This window comes from Veillonella sp. oral taxon 158 (assembly GCF_018376515.1).
GTDB lineage: Bacteria > Bacillota > Negativicutes > Veillonellales > Veillonellaceae > Veillonella > Veillonella rogosae.
This window is the reverse complement of sequence record NZ_JAHABE010000011.1, coordinates 51707-63432: the sequence shown is the minus strand read 5'-3', so window position 1 is coordinate 63432 and position 11726 is coordinate 51707. Positions and strand designations below refer to the sequence as shown.

General features: G+C 37.9%; 10 protein-coding genes, 1 tRNA gene and 1 rRNA gene. 10 read left to right on the top strand and 2 right to left on the bottom strand.

Going from position 1 to position 11726, the window contains the following annotated elements; all coding sequences use genetic code 11:
* Nucleotides 1–97: ribosomal RNA gene (gene rrf / locus KH364_RS07585) — 5S ribosomal RNA — on the top strand; the annotation flags it as partial.
* A 611-nt stretch (nt 98–708) separates the two neighbouring features.
* On the opposite strand, the gene KH364_RS07580 is transcribed toward rrf, so the two are convergent.
* Nucleotides 709–918, bottom strand: coding sequence for a TOBE domain-containing protein (locus tag KH364_RS07580; protein WP_009351405.1), 210 nt, complete (start codon nt 916–918; stop codon nt 709–711).
* A 103-nt stretch (nt 919–1021) separates the two neighbouring features.
* A tRNA-Gly gene (locus KH364_RS07575) sits at nt 1022–1095 on the bottom strand.
* A 136-nt stretch (nt 1096–1231) separates the two neighbouring features.
* Between KH364_RS07575 and KH364_RS07570 the strand changes: the two genes are divergently transcribed.
* From KH364_RS07570 to KH364_RS07530, 9 genes are all read left to right on the top strand, one after another.
* Entirely contained in the window at nt 1232–2557 is a 1326-nt protein-coding gene (locus tag KH364_RS07570) for a PepSY-associated TM helix domain-containing protein (protein WP_273299181.1), read from the top strand.
* A 150-nt stretch (nt 2558–2707) separates the two neighbouring features.
* Complete coding sequence (nhaA, locus tag KH364_RS07565) at nt 2708–3895, top strand: Na+/H+ antiporter NhaA (protein WP_273299180.1); 1188 nt, start codon at nt 2708–2710, stop codon at nt 3893–3895.
* Nucleotides 3896–3931: 36 nt separating this feature from the next.
* The gene (nhaA, locus tag KH364_RS07560) at nt 3932–5104 is read left to right on the top strand and encodes a Na+/H+ antiporter NhaA (protein ID WP_273299178.1); all 1173 of its coding nucleotides are present in this window, start codon (nt 3932–3934) and stop codon (nt 5102–5104) included.
* A 261-nt stretch (nt 5105–5365) separates the two neighbouring features.
* A complete protein-coding gene (locus tag KH364_RS07555) occupies nt 5366–5974 on the top strand; it encodes a peptidoglycan-binding protein (protein WP_009351398.1) in 609 nt (202 codons plus the stop codon).
* A 220-nt stretch (nt 5975–6194) separates the two neighbouring features.
* Nucleotides 6195–7013, top strand: coding sequence for a pur operon repressor (purR, locus tag KH364_RS07550; RefSeq protein WP_265137548.1), 819 nt, complete (start codon nt 6195–6197; stop codon nt 7011–7013).
* Between the two features lie 130 nt (nt 7014–7143).
* A complete protein-coding gene (glmU, locus tag KH364_RS07545; protein ID WP_273299176.1) occupies nt 7144–8517 on the top strand; it encodes a bifunctional UDP-N-acetylglucosamine diphosphorylase/glucosamine-1-phosphate N-acetyltransferase GlmU in 1374 nt (457 codons plus the stop codon).
* Between the two features lie 125 nt (nt 8518–8642).
* Nucleotides 8643–9596: a ribose-phosphate pyrophosphokinase gene (locus KH364_RS07540; RefSeq protein ID WP_009351403.1), complete on the top strand. Its 954-nt coding sequence runs from the start codon at nt 8643–8645 to the stop codon at nt 9594–9596.
* Nucleotides 9597–9606: 10 nt separating this feature from the next.
* A complete protein-coding gene (gene pth, locus KH364_RS07535; protein WP_273299174.1) occupies nt 9607–10185 on the top strand; it encodes an aminoacyl-tRNA hydrolase in 579 nt (192 codons plus the stop codon).
* Between the two features lie 57 nt (nt 10186–10242).
* A complete protein-coding gene (locus tag KH364_RS07530; protein ID WP_273299173.1) occupies nt 10243–11724 on the top strand; it encodes an aminotransferase class I/II-fold pyridoxal phosphate-dependent enzyme in 1482 nt (493 codons plus the stop codon).
* Nucleotides 11725–11726 lie beyond the last annotated feature (2 nt).

Sequence of the window (11726 nt, the reverse complement as noted above, 5' to 3'; positions counted from 1 at the left end):
GGATCCACCTGTTCCCATCTCGAACACAGTAGTTAAGCTCATAAACGCCGAAAGTACTTGGCTGGAGACGGCCTGGGAGGATAGGAAGCCGCTGATTAATAAAAAGAAAAAGGTCTACCTGAAGGTAGGCCTTTTTCTTTTTGCTAGTCTTCGACTAGCTTACCCTGCTAGAGCCGTCTCCAGCCAAGGTTGTAGAGGTACTATCTATGTAGGTGTCCGTGTCAGACGGCGTGGGAAACCTAGGGCAATAGGACGTAAAGGAGCACAGCGACGCATACGTCCATTGCATCAGGTTCGACGAAGCCCTATAGTTAAGTCTGTACATTGCCATAATGTATTATATGTTGCCATGGGCGAGTGTGATAGGAAGCCGCGTCTAGTGGTAGGAGGCAAATTAAATCTACACGGTAACGCGGCACAACGTGCCAATGTTACCGAACCGTAAAGCAGTTGAGTAAGTCTAAAATTATGTAAATTCGCTTTATATACCTGATAGCGCGGTGCGTAAGCACCAATGGTATCCTATATAAAATAGTTGAGTAAGTCTATAAATTGGTAAATATATTTTCTATTGTAGTAATTATATAAAACATAAAAGCCCTATAAGCTGCTTAATAACAGCTTACAGGACTCATTTTTATTCATATCAATTTAATACAAAATTAATTTATATACAAAAAAAGAGCCGCCGAAGCGACTCTAGTTTTATTATTCTACACCAACCATTACGCTAGTGGATTTGATAACAGCTACAACTTCTTTGCCAACTGCTAAGCCTAATTCTTTAACGGATTGAACTGTAATATCAGCTGTAAGAATGTTATCGTTACCTACATTAATCTTTACAATTGCGTTTACAGCACCTTCTTGAACTTCAACGATTGTACCTTTTAATTGGTTTCTTGCGCTTAATTTCATGAAATACTCCTTATAAAAAAATATACAATACAAAGCTTTATTATTCTATCATTATACAAAAAAAATAACCATGATATATATCACATCTCGGAAATTTTATGCATGGAGCGGGCGAAGGGAATCGAACCCTCCTCTCAAGCTTGGGAAGCTCGCATTCTACCGATGAACTACGCCCGCATGATGTACATATTGTATCATACTATAATATATACATTCAAGTGGAGCTTCTTTATATACTCTATACCCATAGTGGTTGCTGTATTGTGTTGATATAAGAATTGATGTATAAAATAATGAGAAAGGAGGCATATGTATGTCAAAAATTTATAAAATTCATAAATGGTTATCTATACTTTCTGTGCTATTTTTCTTAATGTTCTGCATTACAGGTCTTGTCCTTATGTTCAGAACTGAATTAAATGCATGGGCTCAAGGAGGGTCACATCTTTTCTCGTTATCAATGGCGATGAGCCAACAAGAAATGTCTATTTTTAATTATGCTGATGAAGGAGCCCTATTAGTGAAAGAAAAATATCCGTCTAAGGATATTTTAAATATTTCTCCAGCTATGGGGGCTACACATATTTTACGGTATCGTATTATTGATTCATCTGCTACCGTAGCACCTCCAGCGCGTATGGGGATGGGAGGGGATTATGCATTATATAATCCTGAAACAAAGGGGCTTATTACTACGCATCATGAAACGCCTGCGCATCCTTGGGTTCGAAGTGTGTTACATACGCTTCACCAATTACATACTCGATTAGATCTTGGCAAAACAGGAATTTATATTGTAACGATTTTATCTTTTATATGTAGTTTATCTATTATTTCTGGTATTTTTTTATATGGTCCATTTCGTAAAAGCTTTGCAAAATCTACTGTATTGTCTAACTATATGAAATTAAGTACATTACATCGAGAATTTGCTATGGTTGCCACTGTATGGGGATTCATATTATGCATTACAGGTGTATGGGTAGGTGGATTTTTTATTGCTAATGGCAGCTATAATGCAGATGTACTACACACTGCAAAGCAAGAACTTTCAGTTGGTCAATCTGACATTTTACAACCATCTGAAGCTATCTCTCGAATTATGAAAGCATACCCAGATCGTCAGCTTATATCTATAGATTATCCATCTAAATTTAATAATCATCATTATGCATTTTATTTAGGTGCTGAAAATGATGATGATCCAGCTATGTTCTTGGGCCAACCAGTCTATGCTAATTTATATACTGATTCTACTAAGGATATGTATTCTACAAAAAATATCCCCTGGTATTTTACGGGCATGACTACAATGATTAATCTCCATATTCATAATCATGATACGATGGCTCTTAAAATATTATGGGCCATCTGGGATATTGTTCTTATTGTAGGCATCGTGACTGGTATTATTATGACTATTAAAAAGAAATTTGGCAGAGCTAGTGCTACAGAATCTAAAATATCGGCTGAGATAAAACATGTTTGGCGTACACCAATCTGTTGTGGTACCTTAGTATTACTTGGATTTATTATGCCACTTTGGTCCAATCCAGTTACAAATACTATAGCAGGTATTTGTTTAACTATTCCTCTAATAGTATTTTTTATTTCTTTAATTAGAGGATTTAATCATTAATTTATTGTATATTTTATCCACTTAATCAATGAGGTTCATCATTAGTTTATTGATTAATTTCGAACTAAAATGATATAATAATATATATCAACTAGGTTTTTTATGTATTAAACCTGTATTTATATTATGATTGAGAAAGTGGTAGTTACTATGAATTATATAAAAGCATTTTTCCAATCAGAGTCTGCAGGTGGGATATCGCTCCTGTCCGCGGCTATTTTAGGTGTGCTCGTTGCTAATTCACCAATGGCTGATCAGTACTTTGCTACTATGCAAATACATCTTGGTCCTATGACCATATTAGAATGGGTAAATGACGCATTAATGGCGTTATTTTTTCTATATGTTGGTATAGAGATTAAGAAGGAAATGATTTCTGGCGAGCTAGATACTAAGCAAAAACGAGTACTTCCTGTATTAGCTGCATTTGCAGGTGTTTTTACTCCAGCTATAGTATATTACTTTGCCGCTGGGTATATGCCAGAGTTTAGACATGGTTGGGGGATTCCAACTGCTACAGATATCGCATTTGCTATAGGCGTTATTACAATGCTTGGTAATATGGTATCTCCAGCGATGAAAGCCTTCTTAGCTGCTTTAGCTGTTATTGATGATTTAATTGCTATAGTAGTTATCGCTCTCTTTTATGGAGCAGGCGTCAATTTTATGGATTTAATAGCTGCAGCTGCGGTAACAGGTTTATTGGTATATACTAATAAACAAGGCTATTTACGACCATTACCGTATTGTGTACTCGGTCTAGTTCTTTGGTATCTTGTTTTAAAATCCGGTGTTCATGCTACTATTGCTGGTGTTGTACTAGCCATGACGATTCCATTTAAAGGTAAAGTTTTGGATGGTATAGTTTTGGATGGTAAAGTTTTGGATAAAGTAGTATATCCGATGGAGGAGTGGGCTCATGCCTTAAAAAATTGGGTAAACTTCTTTATTATTCCACTATTTAGTTTCTTGAATGCTGGTGTATCTTTTGCTGATTTCTCTATGGAAAACTTATTCCATCCAGTGATTATAGGTGTTTCATTAGGTTTAATTTTAGGTAAGCAATTAGGCATATTCTCTGCCGTGTATATTTTGGTTCAATCTAAAGCGATTAAAATGCCAACTAATACGACATGGCCTGAGATTTATGGTACAGCCATTCTATGTGGTATCGGCTTTACTATGAGTCTCTTTGTTGCGACATTAGCTTTCCCACCGGGTATAACTCAAGAAATGGCTAAGGTAGGTATCTTTATAGGTTCTATTGTAGCTGGTTTACTAGGTGCAGTTGTTCTAACTTTAGCTTACCAAATACGCAAGATGCGTGGTAAAATTTAATAAGGTAATCTTTTTGAAAGTATAGAAAGGATTCAAATGGAACGCATATTTGTATTCTTACGTTCTCCAAGTGCAGCTACGTCTGTATTATTAGGAGCAACAGTACTCGCTTTAATTTTAGCGAACTCTCCATCATCTGAACAATACTTCCAGATTGTTAATCACCATATCGGTAATTTAACAATTCTTGAATGGGTTAATGATGCTTTGATGGCCATATTCTTCCTATTTGTGGGACTCGAAGTTAAGCGTGAGTTTGTAGCAGGTGAGCTTAATACGAATGCCAAGCGTGTAATGCCTGGTATTGCTGCCTTGTTCGGTGTTCTTACACCAGCTTTTATTTACTACTTAATCGCAGGTTTTGATCCCGAATATATTCATGGGTGGGCTATACCGACGGCTACAGATATTGCATTCTCTATCGGTATCATCTCTGCATTAGGTTCTCGAGTGCCGAACTCTATGAAGGTATTTTTAACAGCTCTTGCTGTTATTGATGATTTAATAGCTATTATTGTAATTGCCATTTTCTATGCTGCAAGTATACAAACATTTTATTTAGTAGCTGCAGCGGTAGTTGTAGGTGCGTTAATTTACTGTAACAAACAAGGCTATGTAAGACCATTACCATATATCATTTTAGGTTTTATCCTTTGGTATTGTGTATTGAAATCTGGTCTACATGCTACTATGGCAGGTGTAATCTTAGCCATGACAATTCCTGAAAAAGGTAAATGTGGCCATAAACACGTTCGTCCAATGCAACATTGGGAACATCTACTATCCAACTGGGTTAGCTTCCTAATCGTACCAATCTTTGCCTTCTTTAATGCAGGTGTAGATTTACGTAATGTAACTATTAATGACTTATCGCATCCGGTAGTACTTGGTGTAGCATTAGGCCTTATCCTTGGTAAACAACTTGGTATCTTCGGAGCCGTATTTGCTATGGTAAAATGTGGTCTTGTGCCAATGCCAACAGAAGCAAATTGGAAACATGTATATGGTACTGCTATTGTATGTGGTATCGGTTTCACAATGAGTATCTTCGTATCTATTCTGGCATTTGCTCCAGGACATGCTCAAGAGATGGCTAAAGGTGGCGTAATTTTAGGCTCCTTAATCTCTGCCGTACTTGGCTATGTATTCTTACGAATTGTTGGTGCAAATCGTAAGGAATGCCATATCGGTGTATATCATAACTGCTAAAATTAAATAAATGTATTACATCTCCATTGTAGTCTGAACAGTATTTCAAATTTAGAAGAATAATTCTAAATGAAAACTTTATCAGTATGCAGTGGAGATTTTTCATTGTTACCCTATATTCTTATGATATATATGTGATACACCTTTGAGATCTTTATTAATAGCTTAATATATATGAATTTTGGATATTGATAGAGAATCTATGGTTTATAAATTATTTAAAACTATATAGTATACTACTTGTTGTAAGGTGAGGTGTATATGGTAAAGAAAATAATTATTGCATGTACGCTTGTTTGTATGACTACAATGGTATCTTCTGTATCATTGGCGAAAACGATTGATAAGGGACAACGGGGGCACCATGTAAGTAAGGTCCAAACAATGTTAAAACATCAAGGGTTTTTGCATGATTCTGTAGATGGCATTTATGGTCATAACACAGAACAGGCCGTACGAAAATTTCAAAAATCTAAAGGACTCGCTGTAGATGGTCGCGTTGGTCCAAGTACGATGAATGCTTTAGAAAAGATGGAGACTCGATATGGTGGTCATGGTACAGCATTAAGTCATGATGGTGTGCCGAATAAATACTCCCGAGTGTTAACTATGGAGGCTAGTGCTTATTCTTCTCAAGATCCTGGCAATGGAAATTATACGGCTACGGGCAGTCGCTTGAAAAAAGGGATTGTATCTGTGGATCCTAGATTGATTCCATTGGGCACAAGGCTATACGTTGAGGGCTATGGCTATGCTGTAGCTGACGATGTAGGTGGTGCTATTAAAGGTCATCGCATTGACTTGGCATATGATTCTCGCTCTGAAGCATTGCAGTTTGGTCGTCAAACTGTAAAGGTATACGTCTTATAATCAAAGCTCTCTAGTATATTATTCTAAGATAGGTTTAATCGACTTATCTCATGATATATGTACTAGAGAGTTTTTTCTTTTACCGAATTATGATGTTATCGAAAACTCGAATATTCGGAGATTATGGTATAATAAATAATAGATATATGGGAGGATAACTCATCATTTTTAATAAATGGGTGTATTCAATAGTTATATGATAAATGGTAAAGGAAAGTCTATGGATAAAGTACGGCGCGTGGAACGAATGGTGGCAATGACAAAATTGTTAGTTGATTCACCGCAAAAATTGATTCCTTTGAATTATTTTTGTGACTTCTTTGGCATGGCGAAATCTACAGTTAGTGAAGATCTAACCTGTGTAAGACAGTCTATGGAACACTTTCAACTGGGAACATTAGAAACGGTAGCCGGTGTAGCTGGTGGGGTGCGATTTATTCCTCATCGTAAAGGCTCTCAAGCAAATGATATTTTACGAGATGTACAAGCTCGTTTAAAGGAGACGGATCGTATTATTCCTGGCGGTTTTATTTATATGTCTGATATTCTCTACGACTGGCATGTGATGACTCGCCTTGGGGAAATTATTATGACTCGCTTTATGGATCGCAATCCAGATTATATTTTGACTGTAGAAACAAAGGGGATTCCGTTAGCTGTCATGGTAGCGCGAGCTTTCAATAAACCTCTTGTCATTGCTCGTCGTGATAGTAAGGTTACTGAAGGTTCGGCTATTAGTATTAACTACGTAACTGGTTCCTCTGGTCGCATTCAAACTATGACGCTTACAAAGCGCGCTATTCCACCGAATGCTAGGGTTTTGATTATCGATGACTTTATGAAAGCAGGGGGGACTGCGAAGGGATTAAAAGAGCTTGTCCTTGAAATGAGTGGTGTCGTTGTGGGGACCGGTGTTTTAGTAGCAACGGCAGAACCAAACCCCAAATTAATCGATGATTATGAATCACTATTTACCTTCTATGGTATCGATGAAAATACAAAGAAAATAAGTATTGAACCAGTATTTGATGAAGAGTAAAGATAAATATTAATATTAAGCACATCATAGGCCAGTATAATAGTTTTATATTAACTATTGGCTAATAGGTTAAAAATGTAATTAATATTAAAATGTCAGACATATAAGAGATAATAGATAGGAGATTACTATGAATATTGCAAGCCTCATTTTAGCTGCTGGTAAGGGTACGCGCATGAAGTCTAAATTGCCAAAGGTGTTGCACAAGGTTGGCGGCAAAGCTATGGTAGAGCGCGTTCTTGAAACCGTTCAGTCAATCGGCACAAACCGCGATGTGGTTATCGTAGGTTTTGGTGGTGATGCGGTACAAAATTATTTAGGTAATCGTGCTGAATTCGTTCGCCAAGAAGAACAAAATGGTACAGGGCATGCCGTAAAAATGGCTCAGCCAGTGCTTGGTGATTATGATGGTACAATCTTATTGTTGTGTGGTGATACTCCACTCGTTACAAAGGAAAGCTTAGAAGCTCTTTTAGAGGAGCATAAAAACTCTGGTGCAGCTGCTACGATTTTAACAGCACATATGCCTGATCCAACTGGTTATGGTCGCATTATTCGTAATGAAGCAGGTTCCGTAGTTCGCATAGTAGAACAAAAAGATGGTAAACCAGATGAATTAGCCGTTCAAGAAGTAAATACTGGTATGTACGCTTTTGATAGCAAAAAATTATGGCCGTGCTTAGATCAACTATCTGATGATAATGCACAAGGTGAATTGTATATCACAGATGTAGTTGGTATTCTTGTAAATGGTGGCGATAAGGTAAGCGCTTATATGACTAAAGACTTTGAAGAGTCTCTAGGCGTAAACTCTCGCTTGCAATTAGCTGAAGCGGAGTCTATTTTAAAACACCGTAAAAATGTTGAATTAATGACAGCCGGTGTAACAATTATCGATCCAGCAAATACTTACGTAGCTCCAGAGGTAACAGTAGGGGCGGATACAATCTTGTATCCTGGTACAATCCTTGAAGGAGATACTGTAATTGGTGAGCGTTGTGAAATTGGTCCACATACTCGTTTAACTAATGTGAAAGTTGGTAACGATACGATTATCCACTTCACTTATGGTCATGACTGCGAAGTAAAAGATGGTGTAGATGTAGGTCCATATGTTCATTTACGTCCAAATACTGTACTAGGCAACAAGGTTCATGTAGGTAATTTCGTAGAGGTTAAAAACTCAAATGTTGGGGAAGGCACCAAGTTCCCACATCTTTCTTATATTGGCGACAGCGATGTAGGCGCTGGAGTAAACATCGGATGTGGCACAATTACTGTAAACTACGATGGTAAAGTTAAACACCGTACCACAATTGGCAATGGTGCTTTTGTTGGTTGTAATAGTAATTTAGTGGCTCCTGTAACTGTTGGTAATTATAGCTATGTTGGTGCTGGCTCTACTATTACTAAAGACGTGCCAGATAAGGCTTTGGCAGTAGGCCGCAGCAAGCAAATTGTGAAAGAAAATTGGGTAACAGAGGATACTTTCAAAAAGAAATAAAAAATTTTCGTATTTTTTAACACAATTAGGGCAAAATAGTATACAATAAAAAGGCAATAGTGTGTATCTGTAATGGATGATTATGGATAAGTAACCAGTATAGGAACAAATGAAAGGGTATCAAAATGGCATTTGAAGACGGCAAAAAACTTAAGATTTTCACAGGTAATGCAAATCCAGCATTGGCAAGAGAAATTTGTGATTATTTAGGTTTGCCTTTAGGTGAAGCATTTGTAGGTCGCTTCAACAATGGCGAAGTACAAATTATGATTGATGAAAGCGTACGTGGCAAAGATGTATTTATCATTCAACCAACTAGCTATCCTGTAAACGATAATTTAATGGAATTAATGGTTATGGCTGATGCGTTGAAACGTGCTTCTGCACGCCATATTACTGCTGTAGTTCCTTATTATGGCTATGCTCGTCAAGATCGCAAAACTCGTGGTCGTGAGCCTATTACAGCTAAATTAGTAGCTAATTTGATGCAAACATCTGGTATTACACGTCTTGTAACTGTTGACTTACATGCAGGTCAAATTCAAGGCTTTTTCGATGTGCCTGTAGATCATTTATATGGTGCATCCATCTTGGCTAAATACATTAACGAAAAACATCTTGAAGATGCTATCGTTGTTTCCCCAGACCTTGGTGGCGTAACACGTGCTCGTGACTTGGCTGACCGTATTGGTGCACCAATCGCAATTATCGAGAAAAAACGTCCTGAACCAGGCGTTGCTAAAGTTATGAATCTCATTGGCGACGTAAAAGGTAAAAACTGTATTATCGTAGATGATATCGTAGATACAGCTGGTTCCCTTGTAGAGGGTGCGAAAGCTTTGGAAGAGTTTGGTGCTAAATCTGTAACAGCTGCTGTTACTCATGCAGTATTAACAGATCCTGCTAGCGAACGCATTGCGAACTCTAATATTAAAGAGCTTATCGTTACAAATACAATGCCATTACCAGAAAATTGTAAATTGGAAAATGTTACACAATTGTCTGTTGCTCCATTGTTGGGCGAAGCAATTATGCGTATCTTCCATGAAGTATCTGTAAGTAATTTGTTCGACAAATAATAGGTGATTCTTGAAATTAGTAGTAGGCCTTGGTAATCCAGGCAAGCAATATGAAAAGACAAAACATAATATAGGATTTATGGTTGTCGACGCCATCGCGGATAGTGTTCCTCACACTCCTTGGAGGGAGGAACAACGAGCAGAAGTGTGCAGCATTACCGTAAATGGTGAAAAAGTATTGCTTGTAAAGCCTCAAACTTTTATGAATGCAAGTGGTGAATCTGTAGGACCGTTGATGCGATATTATAAGATTGATCCATCTGATGTGTATTGCATTTATGATGATATGGATTTACCAGTAGGCAAATTGCGCATTCGACCAAATGGTAGCTCTGGCGGTCACAATGGTATTAAGTCTTTAATATCTCACTTGGGAACAGAGAATTTCCCTCGCTTCCGCGTAGGCATAGGTCGTCCGTTACCACAGTGGACTGTCATAGATCATGTGTTAGCACCATTTAGTGAAGAGTCACAAGAGAAAGTACAAAAGGGTATCAAGGATACGGTGAAAGCTGTATTAGGTACCTTAGAAGTGGGTATCGATAAGGGGATGAATCAATTCAATCCTAAACGTCGTCCACATCGATAAATACATGCATAAGGGCATGAGTCTCATAGAGATTCATGCCTTTTTTACGAGGTATATATGAGTAATCAAGAAAGAATGCCTTTTGTAGAGGCCTTAGAAGCATATAAAGAACAACATTTTGTGCCCTTTCATACACCAGGTCATAAAATTGGTGTTGAAGCGCCTCAGCGACTAAAAGACTGGATGGGACCTGCTTTGCCATATGATTTAGGTGTTATGTATGCCTTAGATGACTTACATGAACCAGAAGGGGCATTAAAGGAAGCACAAGACTTAACAGCTGAGTTATATGGTGCTGATCACTGTTGGTTTTCCATCAATGGCACTACGGCCTTGATCGAAGCTATGGTTATGGGGACAGTAGGTCCCGATGAAACAATCATTATTCCTCGTGAAGCGCATCGCTCTGTTATAAGTGGTTTAGTCTTATCTGGTGCAAAGCCTGTCTATATGGATTGTCAGTTTGATGAGCGATGGGGCATACCTTTAGGTGTCTCTTTAGAAGATGCAGTTAGAACCATGGAGGCCCATCCAGAGGCAAAGGCGATTCTATTAGTCTACCCGAATTATTATGGTGTAGGTGTAGATATTGTAAATATTGTAAAAGAGGCACATAAACGAGGTTTAATAGTTCTGGTTGATGAAGCACATGGTCCACACTTACCATTTGATGAATCCTTACCTATAGGTGCTATCGAGGCGGGTGCAGATTTAGTAGCACAAAGCACGCATAAATCAGTTGGGTCTTTGACACAAACCTCTTGGTTATTAGGCCAAGGAGATATGATTAATAAACGTCGTATTACACAAATGCATCAAATGCTACAAAGTACGAGTCCCAATTATATTTTCCTTGCCTCCTTAGATATGGCGCGTTATCAATTGGCCACAGCAGGTAAGGCCCTAGTAAGTCGTACCGTAGAATTGAGCCTATATTTACGGAATGAATTACATAAGATTTCTGGTGTCACTACCATGGAATATAGGGATATTCAAGATCGAGTGGCTAACTACGATTGTACTAAGGTCCTTATCGATGCAAAAGAATTAGGTATTACCGGTATTGTATTTGAACAAATGTTGCGAAAACAACGTATTGAGGTAGAACTAGTGCAAGCTCATCATATACTGGTACTTATTACAATTGGCGATACTAAGGCGTCTGTAGATGCTTTAATTAAGGCTGTAAAAACTGTAAGTGATGAAGTATTAAATGGTTCATATACAACTGACCATAGCTTAGAGGGTAATTTTGATGTGCTTAGTAAAGATTCAGCTCTATTACCTGAGCCCGTCGTTCGTGTAACACCTCGCAATGCTATGTATGCTCATCGTGAGCAGGTTCCGTTACGTGAAGCATTACATCGTATTGTTGGGGAGACTATAGCTTATTATCCCCCAGGGATTCCTTGTGTAGCCGTAGGTGAAGAGATTAGCTCCTCTGTGTTACAATATATAGAGAATCGAAAGGCTCTAGGTTACGTGCCGAATGGGGCCAATGATATGACATTAGAAACAATCTGGGTGTTACAGGAGTAATT

What these genes read in the sequence shown, in the direction of transcription:
- nhaA (WP_273299178.1), top strand. Translation starts at nt 3,932, where the DNA reads ATGGAACGCATATTTGTATTCTTACGTTCTCCAAGTGCAGCTACGTCT.
- nhaA (WP_273299180.1), top strand. Translation starts at nt 2,708, where the DNA reads ATGAATTATATAAAAGCATTTTTCCAATCAGAGTCTGCAGGTGGGATA.
- purR (WP_265137548.1), top strand. Translation starts at nt 6,195, where the DNA reads ATGGATAAAGTACGGCGCGTGGAACGAATGGTGGCAATGACAAAATTG.
- KH364_RS07580 (WP_009351405.1), bottom strand. Translation starts at nt 918, where the DNA reads ATGAAATTAAGCGCAAGAAACCAATTAAAAGGTACAATCGTTGAAGTT.
- KH364_RS07530 (WP_273299173.1), top strand. Translation starts at nt 10,243, where the DNA reads ATGAGTAATCAAGAAAGAATGCCTTTTGTAGAGGCCTTAGAAGCATAT.
- KH364_RS07570 (WP_273299181.1), top strand. Translation starts at nt 1,232, where the DNA reads ATGTCAAAAATTTATAAAATTCATAAATGGTTATCTATACTTTCTGTG.
- KH364_RS07555 (WP_009351398.1), top strand. Translation starts at nt 5,366, where the DNA reads ATGGTAAAGAAAATAATTATTGCATGTACGCTTGTTTGTATGACTACA.
- glmU (WP_273299176.1), top strand. Translation starts at nt 7,144, where the DNA reads ATGAATATTGCAAGCCTCATTTTAGCTGCTGGTAAGGGTACGCGCATG.
- KH364_RS07540 (WP_009351403.1), top strand. Translation starts at nt 8,643, where the DNA reads ATGGCATTTGAAGACGGCAAAAAACTTAAGATTTTCACAGGTAATGCA.